21 protein-coding genes are annotated in these 21,965 nt (G+C 74.5%); 5 read left to right on the forward strand and 16 right to left on the reverse strand.

What is annotated here, in order from left to right; all coding sequences use genetic code 11:
• The first annotated feature begins 37 nt into the window (after positions 1-37).
• Entirely contained in the window at positions 38-955 is a 918-nt protein-coding gene (locus ACI79G_RS03860) for a 5'-3' exonuclease (RefSeq protein WP_456879994.1), read from the forward strand.
• Between the two features lie 19 nt (positions 956-974).
• Here ACI79G_RS03860 and ACI79G_RS03865 read toward each other — a convergent pair whose 3' ends face one another.
• From ACI79G_RS03865 to ACI79G_RS03875, 3 genes are all read right to left on the reverse strand, one after another.
• On the reverse strand, positions 975-1,607 hold the full coding sequence (locus ACI79G_RS03865) for a DUF4333 domain-containing protein (protein WP_456879826.1): 633 nt from the start codon (positions 1,605-1,607) through the stop codon (positions 975-977).
• A 28-nt stretch (positions 1,608-1,635) separates the two neighbouring features.
• On the reverse strand, positions 1,636-4,491 hold the full coding sequence (locus ACI79G_RS03870) for a DEAD/DEAH box helicase (RefSeq protein WP_456879827.1): 2,856 nt from the start codon (positions 4,489-4,491) through the stop codon (positions 1,636-1,638).
• Positions 4,492-4,678: 187 nt separating this feature from the next.
• Positions 4,679-4,870, reverse strand: coding sequence for a hypothetical protein (locus ACI79G_RS03875; protein ID WP_456879828.1), 192 nt, complete (start codon positions 4,868-4,870; stop codon positions 4,679-4,681).
• A 136-nt stretch (positions 4,871-5,006) separates the two neighbouring features.
• On the opposite strand from ACI79G_RS03875, the gene ACI79G_RS03880 reads away from it, so the two are divergent.
• Positions 5,007-6,398 (forward strand): FAD-dependent oxidoreductase, encoded by a 1,392-nt coding sequence (locus ACI79G_RS03880; RefSeq protein ID WP_456879829.1) that lies wholly within the window; start codon positions 5,007-5,009, stop codon positions 6,396-6,398.
• Between the two features lie 6 nt (positions 6,399-6,404).
• Here the strand turns inward: ACI79G_RS03880 and tatC are convergent, their stop codons facing one another.
• The 5 genes from tatC to ACI79G_RS03905 form a co-directional block, all read right to left on the reverse strand.
• A complete protein-coding gene (gene tatC, locus ACI79G_RS03885; RefSeq protein ID WP_456879830.1) occupies positions 6,405-7,370 on the reverse strand; it encodes a twin-arginine translocase subunit TatC in 966 nt (321 codons plus the stop codon).
• A 20-nt stretch (positions 7,371-7,390) separates the two neighbouring features.
• Complete coding sequence (tatA, locus tag ACI79G_RS03890) at positions 7,391-7,717, reverse strand: Sec-independent protein translocase subunit TatA (protein WP_456879831.1); 327 nt, start codon at positions 7,715-7,717, stop codon at positions 7,391-7,393.
• Between the two features lie 81 nt (positions 7,718-7,798).
• Positions 7,799-7,993, reverse strand: a complete 195-nt coding sequence (locus ACI79G_RS03895) for a hypothetical protein (protein ID WP_456879832.1) — start codon at positions 7,991-7,993, stop codon at positions 7,799-7,801.
• A 10-nt stretch (positions 7,994-8,003) separates the two neighbouring features.
• Positions 8,004-8,999, reverse strand: coding sequence for a helix-turn-helix transcriptional regulator (locus tag ACI79G_RS03900; RefSeq protein WP_456879833.1), 996 nt, complete (start codon positions 8,997-8,999; stop codon positions 8,004-8,006).
• Positions 8,996-9,979 (reverse strand): helix-turn-helix transcriptional regulator, encoded by a 984-nt coding sequence (locus ACI79G_RS03905; RefSeq protein WP_091214347.1) that lies wholly within the window; start codon positions 9,977-9,979, stop codon positions 8,996-8,998. The genes ACI79G_RS03900 and ACI79G_RS03905 overlap by 4 nt, the downstream gene beginning before the upstream one ends.
• A gap of 55 nt (positions 9,980-10,034) precedes the next feature.
• On the opposite strand from ACI79G_RS03905, the gene ACI79G_RS03910 reads away from it, so the two are divergent.
• Positions 10,035-11,135, forward strand: a complete 1,101-nt coding sequence (locus tag ACI79G_RS03910) for a DUF3866 family protein (RefSeq protein WP_456879834.1) — start codon at positions 10,035-10,037, stop codon at positions 11,133-11,135.
• A 110-nt stretch (positions 11,136-11,245) separates the two neighbouring features.
• On the opposite strand, the gene pafA is transcribed toward ACI79G_RS03910, so the two are convergent.
• The 8 genes from pafA to ACI79G_RS03950 all read right to left on the reverse strand — a co-directional run bounded on the left by pafA (position 11,246) and on the right by ACI79G_RS03950 (position 20,354).
• A complete protein-coding gene (gene pafA / locus ACI79G_RS03915) occupies positions 11,246-12,604 on the reverse strand; it encodes a Pup--protein ligase (RefSeq protein ID WP_091214354.1) in 1,359 nt (452 codons plus the stop codon).
• Between the two features lie 191 nt (positions 12,605-12,795).
• On the reverse strand, positions 12,796-13,659 hold the full coding sequence (prcA, locus tag ACI79G_RS03920; RefSeq protein WP_456879835.1) for a proteasome subunit alpha: 864 nt from the start codon (positions 13,657-13,659) through the stop codon (positions 12,796-12,798).
• 5 nt (positions 13,660-13,664) lie between these two features.
• Positions 13,665-14,453, reverse strand: a complete 789-nt coding sequence (gene prcB, locus ACI79G_RS03925; RefSeq protein ID WP_456879836.1) for a proteasome subunit beta — start codon at positions 14,451-14,453, stop codon at positions 13,665-13,667.
• Positions 14,454-14,648: 195 nt separating this feature from the next.
• Complete coding sequence (locus ACI79G_RS03930) at positions 14,649-15,134, reverse strand: endonuclease VII domain-containing protein (protein WP_456879995.1); 486 nt, start codon at positions 15,132-15,134, stop codon at positions 14,649-14,651.
• Between the two features lie 273 nt (positions 15,135-15,407).
• Positions 15,408-15,617 carry a ubiquitin-like protein Pup gene (locus tag ACI79G_RS03935; RefSeq protein WP_012948748.1) on the reverse strand — a complete coding sequence of 70 codons (210 nt, stop codon included), beginning with the start codon at positions 15,615-15,617 and terminating at the stop codon, positions 15,408-15,410.
• Positions 15,618-15,718: 101 nt separating this feature from the next.
• Positions 15,719-17,224: a depupylase/deamidase Dop gene (gene dop / locus ACI79G_RS03940; protein ID WP_456879837.1), complete on the reverse strand. Its 1,506-nt coding sequence runs from the start codon at positions 17,222-17,224 to the stop codon at positions 15,719-15,721.
• A 266-nt stretch (positions 17,225-17,490) separates the two neighbouring features.
• Positions 17,491-19,215: a proteasome ATPase gene (gene arc / locus ACI79G_RS03945; RefSeq protein ID WP_456879838.1), complete on the reverse strand. Its 1,725-nt coding sequence runs from the start codon at positions 19,213-19,215 to the stop codon at positions 17,491-17,493.
• Positions 19,216-19,412: 197 nt separating this feature from the next.
• On the reverse strand, positions 19,413-20,354 hold the full coding sequence (locus ACI79G_RS03950; protein WP_456879839.1) for a tRNA (adenine-N1)-methyltransferase: 942 nt from the start codon (positions 20,352-20,354) through the stop codon (positions 19,413-19,415).
• A gap of 103 nt (positions 20,355-20,457) precedes the next feature.
• Between ACI79G_RS03950 and ACI79G_RS03955 the strand changes: the two genes are divergently transcribed.
• Both ACI79G_RS03955 and ACI79G_RS03960 read left to right on the forward strand, forming a co-directional pair.
• Positions 20,458-21,474, forward strand: coding sequence for a RecB family exonuclease (locus tag ACI79G_RS03955; RefSeq protein ID WP_456879996.1), 1,017 nt, complete (start codon positions 20,458-20,460; stop codon positions 21,472-21,474).
• A 5-nt stretch (positions 21,475-21,479) separates the two neighbouring features.
• The gene (locus ACI79G_RS03960; RefSeq protein WP_456879840.1) at positions 21,480-21,944 is read left to right on the forward strand and encodes an N-acetyltransferase family protein; all 465 of its coding nucleotides are present in this window, start codon (positions 21,480-21,482) and stop codon (positions 21,942-21,944) included.
• Positions 21,945-21,965 lie beyond the last annotated feature (21 nt).

Below are 21,965 nucleotides of genomic sequence, written 5' to 3' on the forward strand. Positions count from 1 at the left end.
GCACCCCCCGCCGTTACCGTCCCGAGTCGTGACGACGATGCTGCTCGACGCCGCCTCCCTCTACTTCCGGGCCTTCTACGGGGTGCCGACCAGCGTCACGTCACCCGATGGGCGCCCGGTCAACGCGGTCCGCGGCTTCCTGGACATGACCGCCCGGCTGGTCACCGCCCACGCTCCCGACCGGCTCGTCGCCTGCTGGGACGACGACTGGCGCCCGGCCTTCCGCGTGCAGGCGCTGCCCTCCTACAAGGCGCACCGGCTCTCCCCCGACGGCGGCGAGGAGACCCCCGCGGAGCTCGGCCCGCAGGTGCCGGTGCTGGTGGAGGTGCTCGCCGCGGCGGGGCTGGCGCGGGTCGGCGCCCCCGGCTACGAGGCCGACGACGTCATCGGCACGCTGGCCACCCGCGCCCGCGGCCCGGTCGACGTCGTCACCGGCGACCGCGACCTGTTCCAGCTGGTGGACGACGAGCGCGGGGTGCGCGTCCTCTACACCGCCCGCGGCATCACCGACCTCGAGCTGGTCGACGAGGCAGCGGTGACCGCGAAGTACGGCATCCCGGGGCGGGCCTACGCCGACTTCGCGGTGCTGCGCGGCGACCCCAGCGACGGGCTGCCGGGGGTGGCGGGCATCGGCGCCAAGACGGCGGCGGCACTGATCACCGAGTTCGGCGACCTGGCCGGCATCCGGGCGGCCGCCGCGCGGACCGTCGTCCCCGAGCCGCCGCTCACCGCCGCCGTCCTCAGGAAGCTGCACGCCGGCGCGGACTACCTCGACGCCGCCCCGGTGGTCGTGGCCGTCGCCCGCGACGTCGACCTGCCCGCGGTGGAGGGCACGCTCCCCCGCCGTCCGGCCGACCCCGACGCACTGGCGGCACTGGCCGCCGCGCACGGCATCGAGTCCTCGCTGCGGCGGCTCGGTGCGGCGCTGGGCTGGCCGCGGGACGTGCTCGGCTGAGTCCTCGGACGCTGGGTCCTCAGACCTCTTCCCACGTGTAGGAGGCGTCGGTCTCGTCGGTGATGACGATGCGGAGGGTGACCTCCTCGCCGTCGGCCGTGGTGCCGGTGCACTCGTAGTCGGCGCCCTGCTCGACCTGCATCTCGTCGTCGCAGGTCAGGTCGATCGCCACGCCCTCGATCTGCTCGAACTGCGCGGCGACGTCCGCCTCGACCCGCTCGGGGTCGAGCACGGTGTCGGCGAAGAGGCGGGCGAGCACCACGGCGACCAGCAGGAGGACCGCCGGGACGACGATGCCGGCCACCAGCGCCCTGCGCGACCGGCGCGGCGGAGCGGGCGGCGGCCCGTACGGCGGCTGGCCCCACGGCTGGCCGTGCTGGGGGTGACCGGAGTGGGGCTGCCCCGTCCAGGGGGGCGGCTGTCCGGCCGCCGGCTGCCCACCCCAGGGCTGCCCGTACTGCGGGCCGGGGGCCGGGGGTCCGTACGGGGGGTGCCCCTGCGGCGGCTGGCCGCCGTACGGGCCGGGTGCCGGCGCTCCCCAGGGCCCCGGCTGCGGCGGCCCGGGCTGCTGGGGCCACTGCTGCGGCGGCCACGGCTGCGGCGGCCGGCCCGGCTCACCGGGCGGCGGGCCGCCGTGCGGGGGGTTGGTCATCGTCGACAGATCCTGCCCCACCCACGGCTCAGCCGCCGACCGCCACGGCGACCACGCCGCGCCGCACCCGCTCCACCGCCGTCCGGGCCGTGACCGCGAGCGTCGTGTCCGCGACCTTGGCCACCTGGTCGAGCAGGTCCAGCAGCTGGCGGGCCCAGCGCACGAAGTCCCCGCCGGAGAGCTCCGTGCCGGCCTGCTCGGCACCGGCCAGGACGCGGTCGAGGCTCTGCCCGTCGGCCCAGCGGTAGGCCGCCCAGGCGAAACCGAGGTCCAGGTCGCGGGTCGCCGGGACGCCGTGGTCGAGCTCGACGTCCTGCAGCCGCGAGCGGATCCGGCGCATCTCCGCGATCGCCGCGGCGACCTTGCCGGCCGGGACCGCGGGCTGGCCGGGCATCTCGCGGCGGGCCTCGAACACCAGCGTCGAGACCGCGGCGGCCAGCTCGGCCGGGGTGAGCCCGCGCCACACGCCCGAGCGCAGGCACTCGGCGACCAGCAGGTCGGCCTCCGACCAGATGCGCGCCAGCCGGCGGCCGTCGTCGGTGACCACCGGGGTGACGTCGGCGATCTCGTGGTCCACCGGGTCCTGCCCCTCCACCACGGGCGGCGCCGCCGGGTCGGGCACCAGGTAGCCCAGCTCCTCCAGGACGTCGCAGGTGCGGTCGAACTGGCGGGTCAGCGAGCCGGTGCGCTCGGCCATCCGCCGGTGGGTGGCCTCGGCCTCCCGGGTCGCCCGCAGCCAGCGCTCGGCCGCCCGCACCCGCTCCTCCCGGTCGGGCAGGGCGTGCACCGGGTGGGCGCGCAACGCCCGGCGCAGGTCGTGCAGCACCGGGTCGTCCGCGGCCGCCGAGCGCTGCTTGACCCGCCGCGCGCCCAGGTCGTGCTCGACCCGCGCGTTGCGCAGCGTGGCGGCCATGTCCCGGCGGGCGTGCGGGCTGCGGTGGTTGAAGTTCCTGGGCACCCGCACCCGGGCCAGGGCGGTCACCGGCGTCGGGAAGTCCACGCTGCCCAGCCGCCCGGCCCACTTGTCCTCGGTGAGCACCAGGGGGCGGGGCTCGGTCAGGTCGGTCACCCCGGGGTCGAGGACGACGGCCAGCCCCTGCCGCCGTCCCGACGGCACCCGGATGACGTCGCCGGGCCGCAGCGCGGCGAGCGCCTCGGAGGCCTCCATCCGGCGCTTGGCCGCCGAGTCGCGGGAGAGCTCCTTCTCCCGGTCGGCGATCTCCTGGCGCAGCCGCGCGTACCCGGCGACGTCCCCGCCCTCGGAGTGCATCTCCGCGGCCCAGCGCTCGGCGTCCCGCTCGTGCCGGGCCGCGGACCGGGCCAGCCCCACGACCGAGCGGTCGGCCTGGAACTGGGCGAACGAGGAGGCCAGCAGCTCGCGGGCGCGGGCCCGGCCGAAGGAGCTGACCAGGTTGACGGCCATGTTGTAGCTGGGCCGGAAGCTGGACCGCAGCGGGTAGGTGCGGGTGCTGGCCAGCCCGGCGACGACCGAGGGGTCCATGCCCGGCGCCCACACGACGACGGCGTGCCCCTCGACGTCGATGCCGCGGCGGCCGGCCCGGCCGGTGAGCTGGGTGTACTCCCCCGGCGTCACGTCGACGTGCGCCTCGCCGTTCCACTTGACCAGCCGCTCCAGGACGACGGTCCGCGCCGGCATGTTGATGCCCAGCGCGAGGGTCTCGGTGGCGAACACGGCCTTGACCAGGCCGCGGACGAAGCACTCCTCGACGGTCTCCTTGAACGCCGGGACCAGGCCGGCGTGGTGCGCCGCGATCCCGGCCAGCAGCCCCTCGCGCCACTCCCAGAACCCCAGGACGTGCAGGTCCTCCTCCGGCAGCGCCCCGGTGCGCTCGTCGACGATCGCGGCGATCTCGGCGCGCTCGTGCTCGTCGGTGAGCCGCAGCCCGGAGCGCAGGCACTGGTCGACGGCGGCGTCGCAGCCGTTGCGGCTGAACACGAAGGTGATCGCCGGCAGCAGCCCGGAGCGGTCCAGCCGCTCGATGACGTCGGGCCGGGCCGGCGGGCGGTAGCGCGGCTTGTGCCAGTCCCGCTCGCGGCGCGACCCCCCGTTGCCGCCGCCCCAGGTGTCCAACCGCCGCTCGTACTCGCGCACGTAGCGGACCAGCTCCGGGTCGACGACGCTGGCGCCGCGCTCCCGGGTGGACAGCCCGCGCGGGTCGTCGCCCTGCTCGGCGGCGTGCGCGGCCGGGCGCAGGCTGAACAGGTCGAACACCCGGTTGCCGACCAGCATGTGCTGCCACAGCGGGATGGGCCGCACCTCGCTGACGACGACCTTGGTGTGGCCGCGGACGGTGACCAGCCAGTCCGCGAACTCCTCGGCGTTGCTGACCGTGGCCGACAGCGACACCAGCGTCACCGACTGCGGGAGGTGGATGATCACCTCCTCCCACACCGCGCCGCGGAAGCGGTCGGCGAGGTAGTGCACCTCGTCCATGACCACGTAGCCCAGGCCGTCGATCGCCGCGGACTCCGCGTAGAGCATGTTGCGCAGCACCTCGGTGGTCATCACCACCACGGGCGCGTCGCCGTTGACCGCGTTGTCACCGGTCAGCAGGCCCACCCGGTCGGCGCCGTAGCGGTCGACCAGGTCGTTGTACTTCTGGTTGGACAGCGCCTTGATCGGCGTGGTGTAGAAGGCCTTGCGCCCCTCGGCCAGCGCCTTGTGGACGGCGAACTCCCCCACCACCGTCTTGCCGGCACCGGTCGGCGCGCAGACGAGGACGCCCGCGCCCTCGTCGAGGGCCTCGCAGGCCTCCACCTGGAACGGGTCGAGGGAGAAGCCGAGCTCCGCGGTGAAGTCGGCCAGTGCAGGATGGGCACCGCGCCGCCGGGCAGCCGCGTACCGCTCAGCGGGGCTGGACATGCCTCCACGTTAGGCGCGTCCCCTCTCGTCGGCGCGGCCGACCCCGTCGGCGCCATAGTTGGGGATAACGGTCGACCCGATGCCGACACCCCGTGATCGGCTCGGCCGGTCGTCGCGGGTCCTGGCTCACGAGCGGTGCTGAGCCAGGACCCGCGACGGTGGTCCCAGCTGATCGTCGGGGTCCGGCTCACCGGCCGGCGCCCACCGCCGACAGCGCGCCGGGCACGCAGATGCAGGCGCCCGGCAGCGGCGCGACCGGCTCCCCGTCGGCGTGGGTGCGCAACCCCTCCCCGGCCAGCTCCACCCGGTGGGCGCGGTGCACGGTGACCGCGGGGGGCTCGACGTGCGTGCCGGCGGTCAGCCGCGGGCGGGTGCGCACCAGCTCCCGGCCGTCGGGCTCACCAGGACGGCGACCTCGGCGGCGGGCCTGCGGTCCTCCGGAGGTCGTGGGTGACGGGACCGGACCCTACGACCCCCGGCCCGCGACCGAGGTAGGACCCCGGCGCGTCCCGGGGATGGTCTTCGTCGCCGAACCCGCCCGAACCGGTGCCGGGGTCGCGGGGGCCACCGCTGCTCTCGCCCTCGCCCGCCAGGGTCACCGCGTGCAGGTCCTCGACCGGGACGACGGGCCACGACCGGCCGCGGTCGCCGACGCCGCGGCCTGGGAGCGTCACGGCGTCGCCCACCTCGGCCAGCCGCACGCCCTCCTCGCCCGGCTGCACGCCGAGCTGGCCGCCGGGCTGCCGGACGTGCTCCAGGCGCTGCGCGTGCTCGGCGTCCCCGAGGTGCCGCTGCCCGACGGGCTGCGGACCGTGTGGTGCCGGCGCAGCACCCTGGAGTGGGTCCTCCGCCGCACCCTCGAGGCGGAGCCCGGCGTGCAGGTGCGGACGGCGGCGGTGGCGGGGGTGGAGACGGCCGGCGGAGCGGTGAGCGGGGTCCGGCTGGCCGACGGCGCCGTCGTCCCCGCCGAGCTGGTGGTCGACGCCTCCGGCCGCCGCGGGCGGCTGTCCGCGCCGTGGCTTCGGGTCGCGGCCGACGAACCGGCGGAGGAGGTCTACACCCCGCGCCGGTACCGGCTCCTGCCCGGGGCCCAGCCCGGCCCGGTCAACCGCGGGGTCATCTCGGTCGCGGAGGGCGACGGGTACGCCGTGCTGGTCTTCCCGCACGACGCGGGCACGTTCTCGGTGAGCGTCACCCGGCTCCCCGACGACGCCGAGCTGGGCGCGGTGCGCGAGCTCGGTTCCTTCGAGGCCGCCGTCCGCGCCGTGCCCCTGGCCGCCGTGTGGACCGATCCGGACCGCGCCCGGCCGGAGTCGGGGGTCATGGTCATGGGCGGGCTGCGCAACACCTTCCGGACGCTCGACGACGCGGCGCCGCTGGGCCTGCACCCGCTCGGCGACGCGGTCTGCACCACGAACCCGCACTTCGGCCGCGGCTGCTCGCTCGCCGTGACGCACGCGCTGCGGCTGGCCGGCGCCGTCGCCGCCGCACCGGACGACGCCCGGGCGTGGTGCACCGGGGTGGAGGCGTGGGAGCACGGCGAGCTGCGTGCCTGGTTCGAGGACGCCCGGGCCATCGACCGCGCCCGCACCGCCGTGTGGCGGGCCGTCCGGGACGGCCGCTCCCCCGCCGTAGCGGGCGCGCCGGACGGGGGGCCGGCTGGGCGCCCGGTCGTCCCACGCCCGGGGTGCCCGGGCCGACGGCGGGGTTCGCGGCACCCCCGCGCAGCCGGCTGGTGGAGCACCTCACCGCGGTCGCGGCCGCGCAGCCGGCCTGACCCGACGCCGGCCCCGTGGACGGGCCTGTCGCGGCCCCGTCCCGGGTCGGCCCCGTCCAGAGGCGAACCTGCGAGCGGTGAGGGGGACGGGGTCCTCTTCCCATGGGGGACGGGGTCCCTTCCCCGGTAGGAGGGCTCAGCCGCGCGAGCGCGCCGGGCCGTCCAGCGGCGCGGCGTCGTCCTCCCGCCGGAGGTCGTCGTAGGGGGCCGGCTGCCCGTCCAGCGCCGACGGTGCGGCGTCCAGCGGCGAGGCCTCGTCGTCGGAGAGGTCGTGGAAGTGCTGCACGGCGTCCCGCTTGGCCCGGCGCCGGTCGACGAACCGGGCCACCTGGATGGCCAGCTCGAACAGCACGATCATCGGCCCGGCCATGAGCAGCATGGTGAACGGGTCCTGCGTGGGGGTGACGAACGCGGCGAACACGATGGTGAGGAAGAAGATCCACCGCCGGGCGCCGCGCAGCACCTCGTAGGACAGGACGCCGACCAGGTTGAGCGCCACCGCCACCAGCGGCACCTCGAAGCTCACCCCGAACGCCACCAGCAGCGAGAGCATGAAGCCGATGTAGTCCGGGGCGGTCAGCGCGATGACCGTGCCCTCGCCGGCCAGGCCGAGCAGCAGCTCCAGACCGGCCGACAGGGAGATGTACGCCAGCACCGCGCCGAGGGCGAACAGCGTGGTGGAGACGGCGACGAAACCGAAGCCGTAGCGCTTCTCGTTGCGCTTGAGCCCCGGGGTGATGAACGCCCACAGCTGGTAGAGCCAGATCGGCGCGGACAGCACGGCGCCGGCCAGCAGGCTGACCTTGAGCCGGATGAACACGCCGCCGAACACGTCGGTGATCAGCAGTCCGCAGCCGCCGTCGGCCGACCCGCCGTAGCGCAGCTCGGCCGGCAGTCCGCAGTAGGGCGCCCGGATGAAGTCGCCGAGGCCGTGTTCGTACCACCAGAACGCGACGGCCGTGGCGACCAGCAGCGCGAGCAGCGCCTTGGTGATCCGGTTGCGCAGCTCGGTGAGGTGCCCGACCAGCGTCATCGTCGCGGCGGGGTCCCGAGGGCGACGGCGGCGACGGCGCAGGCCGGACCGGCGGGCGGGCTCGCTCATGGTGGTGCCGGGGAGAGGGGTCAGCGGGTGCTGTCGGCCGGGCCGGCCTGCGCGGCGCGCGCCCGCAGCTCGGCCGCCCGGGCCTCCGCGGCCCGCGCCTCGACCTCGAGCGCCGCACGCTCGCGGTCGGCCGCGGTCGCCGGCGGGAGGACCTCACCGCGCACCGGGGAGGTCTTCGCGGCGTCCTTGGTGCGGACGTCGTCGTCCTTCATGCCCTTCATCTCGCCCTTGAAGATGCGCAGCGAGCGGCCCAGGGAGCGCGAGGCGTCCGGCAGCTTCTTGTAACCGAAGAGCAGCAGGATGGCCAGGATGATCAGGCCGATCTCCATGGGGCCGAGTCCGGCCATGTCGTCCTCCAGGTCAGCGGGTGGCGTCGTCGATGCTACGTGGCCGCAGGCCTCCTGCCGCCCCCGAAACGGGGGGTGTGGTCAGGACGGCCGCTGGACCTGCGCCGCGCGGGCGGCGGTCGCCTGCGCCTCGGTGAGCAGCGGCCGGACCTCCCGCTCGAAGGCCGCGACCTCCCGCCGCAGCCGGCCGGCCGCGCCGAGCACCCCGTACGCCAGCGCGCCCAGCACGACGACGGCCAGGACGGCGACGGCGATCCACACGACGGTCAGCAGCACGGGCCCGACCCTAGTCGCCGGCGGTGGACGGCAGCTGCCCCTCGGCTGCGTAGCGGCTGAGCGCGGCCCGGGCGTCGGCGGCGACGGCCGCGGCCAGCTCGGCCGGCTCGTCGACGCTGGCGGCCCCGCCGAGGGAGGCCACCAGGCGCCGCGCCCACGCCATGTCGGCGGTGCGCAGGGCGACCGCGAGACCGCCGGGCGGGTCCTGCACCTCGCGCACGTCCTCGACCGGGTAGTACTCGGCCACCCAGCGGGCGGTGCGGGCCAGGCGCAGCCGCACCACCGGCGAGCCCGGCTCGGGCTGGTAGAGCCCGGCGTCGACGTCGCGCAGCGGCACCCCCGGTGGCGGCGCCGACGGCTCGTCGAGGACCTCGACGTCGTCGATCCGGTCCAGCCGGAACAGCCGGACGCCGCCGACCTCCCGGGACCAGGCCTCCAGGTACCAGCGGCCGTCGACCAGCAGCAGCCGCAGCGGGTCGACGGTGCGCTCGGTCCGCTCGTCGCGGGTGGGCACGTAGTAGTGCAGGTGCAGCGCCCGCTTGCGCTCCAGGCCCTCGCGGACGACGGCCAGCGCCTGCTCCCGCGCGTCGACCGACAGCGCCACCGGCGTGACCCGCTCACCGGCGTGCCCGGCGGCGGCCGACACCTTGGCCAGCGCCCGGCTGACCGCCTCCCGCTCGGCCAGGCCGGGCAGCTCGAGCAGGGTCCGCAGCGCGACCACGAGCGCGACGGCCTCGTCGGTGGTCAGCCGCAGCGGGCGGACCATGCCGGCGGTGAAGGTGACCCGCACCCGGTCGCCCTCGAAGGCCAGGTCGATGAGGTCCCCGGGCCCGTAACCGGGCAGGCCGCACATCCACAGCAGCTCCATGTCGCGGCGCAGCTGCCGCTCGGGGACACCGAAGTCGCGGGCCACCTCGGCCAGCGGCACCCCCTCCGGGCGGGCGGTGAGGTACGGGACCAGCGAGAGCAGCCGGGTCATCCGCTCGGTGGTCGTGGGGGCGCTCACGCCGCCCCCTCCGGCGCCATCGCGGCCAAGCGCGTCAGCCGCTCGACGACGGCCGCGCGCACCGCGGCCGGGGCCTCGACGACGACGTCGGCCCCGTAGGAGGCGATCTCGCCGGCCAGCCGCATCGGCTCGGTGGTGCGCAGCTCCAGCCGGTCGTCGCCGTCCTCGGCCGGGCCGAGGGGAACGGCGTGCCGGCGCAGCCCCACCGCGGTGCCGGGACGCGCCCGCACCACCACGAGCTGCTCCTCCCCCCTGGACTGCCCGGCGACCATCGCCGCCAGGTCGACGTCCTCCGGCGGCTCGAAGGCCCCCGCCGGGCCGGTGGCCCTGGGGGTGCCGACGACGCGGGAGAGCCGGAAGACGCGCGGCGCCTGCCGGTCGAGGTCCAGCCCGCCGAGGTACCAGCGGCCGTGCCAGGCGACGACGCCCCAGGGCTGGACGCGCCGGCGGGTGGGGGCGTCCTCGTCGGGACGGCGGTAGTCGAAGGTCAGCACCCGGCGGTCGCGGGCCGCGGCGTAGCAGGGCTCGAAGGCCGGCTCGTCGGAGTCCAGCCGTGGGCGCAGCGGGATCGCGCGGGAGGTGTCGACGTCCACCCCGGCGGCCTTGAGCTTGACCAGCGCGCTCTGCGCGGCCCCCGCCAGCTGGGCGGACTCCCACAGCCGCAGCGCCAGGCCCACCGCCGCGGCCTCCTCTCCGGTGAGGGTGATCTCGGGCAGCTCGTAGTTCGCGCGGGCGATGCGGTAGCCGTCCTCGGTGTCGAAGACGCTGGTGCGGCCGGTCTCCAGCGGCACGCCCATCTCGCGCAGCTCGGCCTTGTCCCGCTCGAACATCCGCTTGAACGCCTCGTCGGCGCGGGCGGTGCCGTCGTCGGGCTCGTAACCGGGCACGGTGGCCCGGATCCTGGCCGCGGTCACGTACTGCCGGGTGCCGAGCAGGGCGATGACCAGGTTCACCAGCCGCTCCGCCCGCTTCGCCGCCACGCGCCCAGGCTAGTCACGATCGGCAGCGTGTGAGCGCGCTGGCTAGCCTGCCCGGGTGGGGGAACGCGGGACGACACAGCAGCGGATCCGGTGGCGACGGGGCACGGTGACCGCCCTCGGGCGGGCCTGGCGCGACGCCCAGGAGCTCACCGCCGAGGTCGACGGCGACGGCGAGGTGCGGGCGCTGGCGCACCCCTCGCTGGTCGGCGTCCCGGAGGTCGGCGACACCGTGCTGCTCAACACCACCGCCTGGGCGCAGGGGCTCGGCACCGGCGGCTACGCGCTCGTCGTCGCCGTCCCCGACCGGCTGCCGCCGGACCCCACCGGCCCCGGCCACCTGGTCAAGGCCCGGTACACGCCGCTGCAGGTGACCGTGCAGGGCGTCGACGAGCAGGAGACCGAGCACCACCGCACCATCGCCGACGCCGAGGACCTCGCCGGGATGCCGGTCGTCGTCGCCGATCTGCACTCGGCGCTGCCGGCCGCGCTGATCGGGGTCCTGGCCACCGACCCCGATCTGAGGGTCGCCTACGTCATGACCGACGGGGGCGCGCTGGTCGCCGGGTTCTCCCGCACGCTGTCGGCGCTGGCGACCTCGCTGGCCGGCGTGGTCACCGTCGGCCAGGCGTTCGGCGGGGACCTGGAGGCGGTCACCCTGCACACCGGGCTGCTCGCCGCGAAGCACGTGCTCGGCGCCGACGTCACGATCGTCAGCCAGGGGCCGGGCAACCTCGGCACCGGGACGCCGTGGGGCTTCTCCGGGGTGGCCGCCGGCGAGGCGTGCAACGCGGTCACCGTGCTGGGCGGGGAGCCGGTCGGGGCGCTGCGCATCTCCGGTGCCGACCCGCGGCCGCGGCACCGCGGCGTCTCGCACCACTCGCTGACCGCGTTCGGACGGGTCGCTCTGGGCGGGGTGACGCTGATCGCGCCGCGGGGACTGGGCTCGGAGCTGGGCAGCCAGGTCGAGGAGGACCTCGCGGGCCAGCCGGAACGCAACCGGGTGGTGTGGATGGACGTCGACGGGCTCGAGGAGGCCCTGGGCCTGTCCCCCGTGCCGCTGTCGACGATGGGGCGCGGCTGGCCCGAGGAGCGCGCCTACTTCCTGGCCGCCGCGGCCGCGGGACGGTACGCGGCCCTGCAGGTGCCGCTGGACTGACGACGAGAGCCGAACGCAGCGCCGGCGTGCTGCCCCTCGGCCACGTCGAGTGCGACGAACACGTGGTGATCAGCGAGTGGTGGCCACGACGTCGTCGCACTCGGCGCGCGTCACATCGAGGCGATGAGCTTGTCGACGCGCTCGTCGACGGCCTTGAAGGGGTCCTTGCACAGCACGGTGCGCTGGGCCTGGTCGTTGAGCTTGAGGTGCACCCAGTCGACGGTGAAGTCGCGGCGCTTCTCCTGGGCCCTGCGGATGAACTCCCCGCGCAGCCGGGCGCGGGTGGTCTGCGGCGGCACGTTCTTGGCCTCGAACACCCGCGGCTCGTGCGCCACCCGGTCGACGGCGTTGTTGCGCTCGAGCAGGTAGTACAGCCCCCGGGTGCGGCTGATGTCGTGGTAGGCCAGGTCCATCTGCGCCACCCGCGGGGAGCTCATGGGCAGGTCCCGCTTGGCCCGGTAGCGCTCGATGAGCTGGTACTTGGTGGCCCAGTCGATCTCCCGGTCGATCAGCGACAGGTCGCCGGTGTCGACGGCCTTGAGCACCCGGCCCCACAGCTCGAGCATCTGCCGGTGCACCGGGCCGAAGCCCTCCCGGTCGACGAACTCCGCGGCCCGGGAGTGGTACTCGGACTGGATCTCCAGCGCCGACATCTCCTTGCCGTTGGCCAGCCGCACCTTGCGCCGTCCGGTCATGTCGTGGCTGATCTCGCGGATCGCGCGGATCGGGTTCTCCAGGCTCATGTCCCGGATCGGCACCCCGGCCTCGATCATCCGCAGCACCAGGTCGGTGACGGCGACCTTGAGCAGCGTCGTCGTCTCGTTCATGTTCGAGTCCCCGACGATCACGTGCAGCCGCCGGTAGCGCTCGGCGTCGGCGTGCGGCTCGTCGCGGGTGTTGATGATCGGCCGCGAGCGGGTGGTCGCCGAGGAGACGCCCTCCCAGATGTGCTCGGCGCGCTGGCTGATGCAGTAGATCGCCCCGCGCGGGGTCTGCAGCACCTTCCCCGCGCCCACCACGATCTGCCGGCTGACCAGGAACGGGATCAGCACGTCGGCCAGCCGGCTGAACTCCCCGTGCCGGCCGACCAGGTAGTTCTCGTGGCAGCCGTAGCTGTTGCCGGCCGAGTCGGTGTTGTTCTTGAACAGGTAGATGTCGCCGGTGACGCCCTCCTCGGCCAGCCGCTGCTCGGCGTCGACCAGCAACCCCTCGAGGATCCGCTCGCCGGCCTTGTCGTGCACCACCAGCTCGGTCAGGTCGTCGCACTCGGCCGTGGCGTACTCGGGGTGGCTGCCCACGTCCAGGTACAGCCGCGAGCCGTTGCGCAGGAAGACGTTCGAGCTGCGCCCCCACGACACCACGCGACGGAACAGGTAGCGGGCCACCTCGTCCGGCGACAGCCGCCGCTGCCCCCGGAAGGTGCACGTCACGCCGTACTCGGTCTCGATGCCGAAGATGCGTCGCTCCACGCACCGACTCTAGGCGCCGGACCCGACGAAAGCTCCCCGTCCGCGCTCGCGCCACCCCGCGCCGTGGCGGGAGGGCGTCGTCGGCCCTCCCGGTGCGCGTCGAGCCGTGGCACCAGGTCGTCGGCCACCTCCTCGACGGCTGCGCCGCTCGCCGGCCCCCGTCCCCCCGGTCCTGCCGGCATCGACCCCGGTCAGGTGGTGGGTGCCTCTCCCCCGCTGCCCGCCGTCCCGCCGCTGTCGGGAGCCGACGGCTCCCCCAGACCCGCCGGGGTGCCCGGCTGGGGCACGCTCGGGGAGTGCGCGGCGGTGTGCGGCTGCTCGCCGTCGGCGGCCACGCCGCTCTCGGAGCGATCGAGGAGTGTGCGCAGCGCAGCACCGGTGATCCGCCGGAACGCCCGCTTGGGCCGCCGCCGGTCCAGGACGGCGACCTCCAGCTGCTCGGCGGACAGCAGCGCGGGGCCGCCGTTGCCGGTGCTGGTGGCCGGGCTGACCGCCGACAGCGCCTGCACGCCGACCCGCAGCGCCTCGGCCAGGCCCATGCCGGGCAGGAAGTGCTCGCGCAGGTTGGCGCTGACCGCCTCCGCCTGGCCGCCCATGACGACGAAGTCCGGCTCGTCGACGACCGAGCCGTCGAAGGTCAGCCGGTAGAGCTGGTCGGTCTCGGGGGTGTCACCCACCTCGGCGACGCAGAGCTCCACCTCGTAGGGCTTCAGCTGCTGGGTGAAGACCTCACCGAGGGTCTGCGCGTAGGCGTTGGCGATGACCCGGCCGGTGACGTCGCGGCGGTTGTAGCTGTAGCCACGGACGTCGGCCAGCCGCACGCCGGCCACCCGCAGGCTCTCGAACTCGCTGTAGCGGCCGACGGCGGCGAAGCCGATCCGGTCGTAGAGCTCGCCGACCTTGTGCAGCGTGGAGCTGGGGTTCTCGGCGATGAACAGCACGCCGTCGGCGTAGGTGAGGACGGCGACGCTGCGGCCGCGGGCGATGCCCTTGCGGGCGTACTCGCCCTTGTCGCGCATCAGCTGCTCGGGCGAGGCGTAGTACGGCATGGTCATGGCGATCAGCCCTGCCCCTCGGCGGCGGCCCGCTCGTCGATGATGGTCCGGGCGATCTCGGCGACCTCGTCGTCGGTCAACCGGACGGCGCCCTCGGCGTCGACCCGGTAGACGATCGGGTACAGCCGGCGCACCGGGTCGGGGCCGCCGGTGGCGGAGTCGTCGTCGGCGGCGTCGTAGAGCGCCTCGACCAGGCTGCGCGTGGCGGCGTCGCCGTCCAGGTTGGGCCGCCAGGTCTTCTTCAGCGAGTTGCGGGCGAACAGCGAGCCCGAGCCGACGGCGGCGTAGCCGCGCTCCTCGTAGTTCCCACCGGTGACGTCGTAGCTGAAGATCCGCCCGGGGCTGGTGTCGGGCGCGGCGTCGAGGTCGAAGCCGGCGAACAGCGGGACGACGGCCAGGCCCTGCAGCGCCGCGCCGAGGTTGCCGCGGATCATCTGGGCCAGCCGGTTGGCCTTGCCGTCGAGGGAGAGCGTCAGGCCCTCGATCTTCTCGTAGTGCTCAAGCTCGACCTGGTAGAGCCGGACCATCTCGATGGCGATGCCGGCCGCACCGGCGATGCCGATGACCGACCACGCGTCGGCCGGGTAGACCTTCTCGATGTCGCGGCTGGAGATCAGGTTGCCCATCGTCGCCCGCCGGTCGCCACCCATGAGGACGCCACCCTCGTAGGTCACCGAGACGATCGTGGTGCCGTGCGGCGTGACGTCACCGACGGGCAGCTGCGGCACCGGGCGCCGGGCCGGCAGCAGGTCGGGCGCGGCCGCCGCGAGGAAGTCGGTGAACGAGGAACCCACCCGGTCCAGGTACGCGGGGGGGAACCCGCTCCGACCAGCCGAATACTCGCTCACCCATCCGCCTCTCGCCCGCGTGCCGGTGTCTCTGGTGCTGTCGCTCGCGACCCTACCGGCGAGCCGGACGGGTGGCTGTCCGGCCAGGGCGGACAGCGTGCCGTCTGGGCACAGGAGCGCGCCGAGGCGGTGCCCCGACGCTCAGATGGTCCCCTGCACCGCCTTCCAGCGGGCGAACCCGTGGCTGCAGCGCCGGTTCCGCGAGACGCCGGGCCGGCGTCGAGCGGGAGCGACGGCGGGCTCCTCCTCGGCCCCCGGCCGGCTGCTGACGGGGCGCCGCGAGGCCCGGTGTCGCTCGACGTGGTCGGCGGCTGCGCGGAGCACCTCGGGGTCGTCCTTGGACTGGCCGAGCCCACCGTTGCAGGTGGAGCACAGCAACTCACGGACCCTGCCCGAGTCGTGGTCGTGGTCGACGTGAGCCGCAGGTTCCGTCCGGCAGATGGCGCGGAGCCCACCTTGCGCGGCCAGCACCTCGTCGGCCTCGTCAGCCGTGATGCCGTACCGCCGCGTGAGGTGGTACGTCCGCGATCCGCCCACCTTCTCCCTGGAGGCTCTGCCGCGCGGGTTGTGGCACGGAAGGCAGTAGGTGGCACGCCCCGACCGGGAGGCGGTCGTACGCGGGAACATCTCCAGCGACGTCACGGATCCACAGTCGGGGCACCACTTGTGACCATCCGGCACGGTGAGGCCGGGTGGGAGGAATCGGTGCTTGCGCGGTTGTACGCGCCGAGCTTCACGGCTCCGCGCGGCGCGTTCCGCCAAGTGCCGGCAACAGGAGAACGCCAGCCCGTCCCGAGACCTCTCGTTCTTGCTGAACTCGGACACGGGACGATGAGCCCTGCAGTCACGACAGAACTCCGTCGCCACGTGACTGAGACGGACACCCCAAGATGATCTTGGTCACTGGCCCCCTTTTTGCACGTAACTACGCACGAACTCCTCGCTGTTCTCCTCGAGGACCTCGTCGATCTCGTCGAGGATGGAGTCGAGGTCCTCGGAGACCTCCTTGTGGCGCTCGGCGACCTCGGTGTCGACCGACGCCTCGACCTCCTCGGTCTCCTCCCGGCTGCGCGTCGAGCGCTGCTGACCGCCGCTGTCCCTCGTGGCCATGGGGTTCCTCCCGGTGCAGGTCGTGGCTGGTGCCGTGGCAGGTGCCTGGTGCAGAAGCTACCCGCGAGGTGTGACGAACGGAGGTCGACCGACCGGCGTGGTCAGCCGCCGGTGATCGTGTCGACCAGCTCCTGCGCCGAGGACGTCGACTCGAACAGCGCGCCGACGTGGTCCCGCGTGCCGCGCAGCGGCTCCATGGTCGGGATCCGCACCAGGTTCTCCCGGCCCAGGTCGAAGACCACCGAGTCCCACGACGCCGCGGCCACCTGGGCCGGGTAGCGGCGCAGGCACTCCCCGCGGAAGAAGGCCCTGGTGTCCGACGGCGGGCGCACCATCGCCTGCAGCACCTCGTCGTCGGTGAGCAGTCGCCGCATCGAGCCGCGCGACACCAGCCGGTGGTACAGCCCCTTCTCCGGCCGCACGTCGGAGTACTGCAGGTCGACCAGGTGCAGCCGCGAGTCGCCCCACGACAGTCCGTCGCGGGAGCGGTAGCCCTCCAGCAGCCGCAGCTTCGCCGGCCAGTCCAGGCGGTCGGCGCAGCGCATCGGGTCGACCGCGAGGTCCTCGAGCACCTCGGCCCACCGGCGCAGCACGTCGGCGGTCTGGCCGTCGTCCTCACCCCGACGGTCGACGTGCCGCTGTGCCATCTCCAGGTACGCCTGCTGCACCTCCAGGGCCGTCATCCGGCGCCCGTCGCGCAGCCGCACCCGGTGGGCCAACGACGGGTCGTGGCTGATCGCCTGCAGCGCCGCCACCGGCTCCTCGATCGAGAGGTCCTGGGTCAGGGTGCGCGCCTCGATCATGTCCAGCACCAGCGCCGTCGTCCCGACCTTGAGGTAGGTCGACAGCTCGGCGAGGTTGGCGTCGCCGATGATCACGTGCAGCCGGCGGTACTTGTCGGCGTCGGCGTGCGGCTCGTCGCGGGTGTTGATGATCGGCCGCTTGAGCGTCGTCTCCAGGCCCACCTCGACCTCGAAGAAGTCGGCGCGCTGGGAGAGCTGGAAGCCCTGGGTGCGGCTCTCGGTGCCGATGCCCACGCGCCCGGAGCCGGCCACCACCTGACGGGTCACGAAGAACGGGATGAGCCCGCGGATGATCTCGAGGAACGGCGTCCGCCGGTCCATCAGGTAGTTCTCGTGGGCGCCGTAGGACGCGCCCTTGCCGTCGGTGTTGTTCTTGTAGAGCTGGATCGGCTGGGTGCCGGGGACGCGCGCGGCGCGGCGCGCCGCCTCGGCCATCACCTGCTCCCCCGCCTTGTCCCACAGGACGACGTCGCGCGGGTTGGTGACCTCCGGCGTCGAGTACTCCGGGTGCGCGTGGTCGACGTAGAGGCGGGCCCCGTTGGTGAGGATGACGTTGGCCATCCCGGAGTCCTCCTCCAGGTCGTTGTGGTCCAGCGCCTGGGCCGGGGACAGGTCGAAGCCCCGGGCGTCGCGCAGCGGCGACTCCTCCTCGAAGTCCCAGCGCGGCCGGCGCGGCGTCGGCGCCTCGGCCACCGCCCAGGCGTTCACGACCTGGCTGGACAGCGTCGTCGGGTTCGCCGTCGGCTGCCCGGGCACCGAGATGCCGTACTCGACCTCGGTCCCCATGACCCGCCGCACGCTCATGCCGCCACCCTAGGCGTCCGGCGCGACACCGTCCGGCGGGCGGTCGGCCACCCGCCTCCGGGCCGGACCACCAGCCGCGCGATCGGCGGTCTCGCCGCTGGCGCAGCGCCGGGAGCGCTCGAGGTCGCCGATCCCGCCGGGGCGCACGGCCCCGGGACGGCGGACGGCCCGGCCCCCGCCGTCGCGCGGGGGCCGGGCCGTCGTCCGGCCTCGTCCAGGGGCCCACCCCGAGCTCGCGGAGGGTGGGGAGGGACGAGGTCCTCCTCCTACAGGTACTGGCCGGTGTTCGTCGCCGTGTCGATGGCGCGGCCGCTCTCGGTGCCCTTGCCGCTGATGAGCGTGCGGATGTAGACGATCCGCTCGCCCTTCTTGCCCGAGATCCGCGCCCAGTCGTCGGGGTTGGTGGTGTTGGGCAGGTCCTCGTTCTCCTTGAACTCGTCGACGCAGGCCTGCATGAGGTGGCCGACCCGCAGGCCGCCGGCACCGGTCTCCAGCCGCTCCTTGATCGCCATCTTCTTGGCGCGGTCGACGATGTTCTGCAGCATCGCCCCGGAGTTGAAGTCCTTGAAGTACAGGACCTCCTTGTCACCGTTGGCGTAGGTCACCTCGAGGAAGCGGTTCTCCTCGCTCTCGGTGTACATCCGCTCGACGGTGCGCTGGATCATCCCGGCGACCGTGGCCTCGCGGCTGTGGCCGTGCTCGGCGAGGTCGTCGGGGTGCAGCGGCAGCGTGGTCGTCAGGTACTTGCTGAAGATGTCGCGGGCGGCCTCCGCGTCCGGCCGCTCGATCTTGATCTTCACGTCCAGCCGGCCGGGTCGCAGGATCGCCGGGTCGATCATGTCCTCGCGGTTGGAGGCGCCGATGACGATGACGTTCTCCAGCCCCTCCACGCCGTCGATCTCGCTGAGCAGCTGGGGCACGATCGTCGACTCGACGTCCGAGGAGACCCCGGACCCGCGGGTGCGGAAGATCGAGTCCATCTCGTCGAAGAAGACGATGACCGGCGTGCCCTCGCCGGCCTTCTCGCGGGCCCGCTGGAAGACCAGCCGGATGTGCCGCTCGGTCTCACCGACGTACTTGTTGAGCAGCTCGGGGCCCTTGATGTTGAGGAAGTAGGACCTCGCCTGCCCCTCCCCCTTCACCGCGGCGACCTTCTTGGCCAGCGAGTTGGCGACCGCCTTGGCGATGAGCGTCTTGCCGCAGCCGGGCGGGCCGTAGAGCAGGATGCCCTTGGGCGGGCGCAGCTCGTACTCGCGGAACAGGTCGGCGTGCAGGAACGGCAGCTCGACGGCGTCGCGGATCTGCTCGATCTGCCGGGACAGCCCACCGATGTCGCTGTAGTCGATGTCGGGGACCTCCTCGAGGACGAGCTCCTCGACCTCGCTCTTGGGGATCCGCTCGTAGACGTAGCCCGAGCGGGTCTCCAGCAGCAGCGAGTCGCCGCTGCGCAGCGGCTGGTCGGCCAGCGAGTCGGCGAGGTGCACCACGCGCTCCTCGTCGGTGTGCCCGATGACCAGCGCGCGCGGCGCCTCGCCCTCGACCGGCTCGAGCAGCTCCTTGAGCATGACGACGTCCCCGGCGCGCTCGAACCCGCACGCCTCGACGACGTTCATCGCCTCGTTGAGCATGACCTCCTGGCCGTGCTGGAGGTCCTCGAGCTCCACCGCCGGGGAGACCGAGACGCGCAGCTTGCGGCCGCCGGTGAAGACGTCGACCGTGCCGTCGTCGTGACGGGTGAGGAAGACGCCGTAGCCCGACGGCGGCTGGCCGAGCCGGTCGACCTCCTCCTTGAGCGTGACCAGCTGGTCACGCGCGTCGCGCAGCGTGCCGGCGAGCTTGTCGTTGCGCTCGGACAGGAACGCCGCGCGGCCCTCCGCCTCCGCCACCCGCTCCTCGAGCAACCGCAGCTGGCGGGGGCTCTCCGCCACCTTGCGGCGCAGCAGGCCGATCTCCTCCTCCAGGTAGGAGATCTGGCTGAGCAGCGCCGTCACGTCACGCTCGCGCCGCGCTCTGAACTCGTCGGGACCATTGCCAAGACCGGGGCCCATCGCGCACCTCCGACACATCGGGAGAGCCAGGACGCAAATCTATACACGCCCGGCCACAGCGTGCCCGGGGCGCGCAGGCGGGGGGTGCGGAAGCGGCCCCGGTGCAGGGCCCCGCGCCGAGCGTGGGGCGGCGGGGTCCTTCACTTCTGCGCCCGTCGCTGCCGCAGGGGGGCGACGACGCCCTCGGCCAGCCGGCGCGCGGTGACCAGGAAGGCGGTGTGCGCCACCATGCGGTGCTCGGGGCGGACGGCGAGGCCGACCGCGTGCCAGGGCCGCAGCAGGGACTCCCAGGCGTGCGGCTCGGTCCACACACCCTGCGCCCGCAGCGCCTCGACGTAGGTGGACAGCTGCGTCGTCGTGGCCACGTAGCCGACCAGGACGCCGCCGGGGCGCAGCGCGGCGGCCACGGTGGGCAGCACCGCCCACGGCTCCAGCATGTCCAGCACGACCCGGTCCACGACGTCCTCGGCCGGGTGCTGGTCGAGGTCGCCCAGCCGCAGCGACCAGGTGGCCGGCACCTCGCCGAAGAACGCGCCGACGTTGACGCGCGCGACGTCGGCGAAGTCCTCGCGGCGCTCGTAGCTGGTGACGCGGCCGTGCTCGCCCACCGCCCGCAGCAGCGAGCAGGTCAGCGCCCCGGAGCCGGCGCCGGCCTCGAGCACCCGCATGCCCGGGCCGATGTCGCCGAAGCCGACGATCTGCGCGGCGTCCTTGGGGTAGATGACCTGCGCGCCCCGGGGCATCGAGAGCACGAAGTCGGCCAGCAGCGGCCGGAACGCCAGGTAGCCGGTGTTGGCCGTGGAGTGGACGACGGAGCCCTCCGGCGCGCCGATCAGGTCGTCGTGCGCGATCGCGCCGCGGTGCGTGTGGAAGAGCTTGCCCGGCTCGAGCACGACGGTGTGCAGCCGGCCCTTGGGGTCGGTCAGCTGCACCCGGTCGCCGGCCACGAAGGCCCCCGCGACCGTGGGAGGACCCCCCTGCCCCCCACCACTCGCAGGCTCGTGGCGGGATCCTGCACGAGGGCCGTTCCCGTCGGTGACCTCGTCGAGGATCGGCTCGGCGGTGTGCTGCTGCTCGTCCACGGGCGGCCAGCCTACGGAGGCCGGAGCCGCCGCCTCCCCGCCGCCCGGCGCGCGCTCTCGGAAACCGTCACCCCCCGCGCCTAGCCTCGGAGGGGTGACGACGATGGCGCAGGACTCGGCGCGGCCTGGCATGGCGCAGGACTCGGCACGACCGGGCCTGGTGCAGACCGGGCAGCCGGCGGACGCGGCTGCCTCCCCCCCGGACGCCCCCGTCGCCGACGCCGGGACGGCCGAGGAGCGGGCCCCGCGCCGCCCCTCGCTGTCCCCGAGCCGGGCGGCCGACTTCAAGACCTGTCCCCTGCTGTACCGGTTCCGCACGATCGACCGGCTGCCCGAGCGCAAGAGCCTGGCCGCGGTCCGCGGCACGCTGGTGCACTCGGTGCTCGAGCGGCTCTACGACCTGCCCGCCCGCCGGCGCACGCCCGAGGCGGCCCGCGAGCTGGTCGCCCCGGCCTGGGAGGAGCTGCGGGCCGACCCGGAGGTCGCCGAGCTGTTCGCCGAGGGCGCCGCCGCTGACGAGGCGCCCGCCGAGCAAGCCGTGGACGCGCCGTCCCTGGAGGGGTGGCTGGCGTCGGCCGGCAAGCTGGTGGAGACCTACTTCACCCTCGAGGACCCGTCGCGGATCGAGCCCCACGGCCGCGAGGAGCTGGTCGAGGTCACCCTGCCCGACGGGCTGCTGCTGCGGGGCTTCGTCGACCGCCTCGACGTCGCGCCCAACGGCGCCATCCGGGTGGTCGACTACAAGACCGGCTCGATGCCGCGCGAGGCGTTCGAGGGCAAGGCCCTGTTCCAGATGAAGTTCTACGCGTTGGTGCTGTGGCGCACCCGCGGCGTGGTGGCCAGCCAGCTCAAGCTGCTCTACCTGGGCGACGGCGACGCGCTCACCTACGCGCCCGACGAGGCCGAGCTGGTCCGCTTCGAGCGCACGCTGCAGGCGATCTGGGCGGCGATCGAGCGCGCGGTGGCGACCGGCGACTTCCGGCCCAACCGCACCCGGCTGTGCGGCTGGTGCGACCACCAGGCGCTGTGTCCGTCGTTCGGCGGCACGCCCCCGCCCTTCCCCGCCGAGGCCGCGGCCGCGGCCGGGTGGCAGACGCTGCCGGTCGTCGAGCGCGACTGAGCGGCGTGCGCCCACTCCCTGCGGTCACGGTCCGGACGGCGGGACCCGGGGACCTGGCCGACGCGGTGCGGTTGTACCGCCAGCTCCACCCGGAGCCGGACCTGCGGGCTGAGGCCGCCGTCGAGGCCGCCTGGGCCGCGACACCCGCCACGCCGGGGCGGACGGTGCTGCTCGCCGAGCTCGGCGGCGCGGTCGTCGGCACCGCGGACCTCACGGTGCCGGCCAACGCCGCCCGCGCCGGCCGGCCGTACCTGCTGGTCGAGAACGTCGTCGTGGACGCGGGCGCGCGCCGGGCCGGCGTGGGCCGGGCCCTGCTCGCCGCAGCCCGAGCGCACGGCGAGGCCGCCGGCTGCGACGAGCTGCAGCTGTCCGCCGACGATCCGGAGGCGTTCGCCTTCTACGAGGCCGCCGGGCTGCAGGCCGCGGCACGCACCTACGAGCGGTACCTGCACGGCGCCGCCCGTCCCTGACCCGCTGGACCGGTCGCACCG

Source organism: Geodermatophilus sp. SYSU D00779, assembly GCF_054050595.1.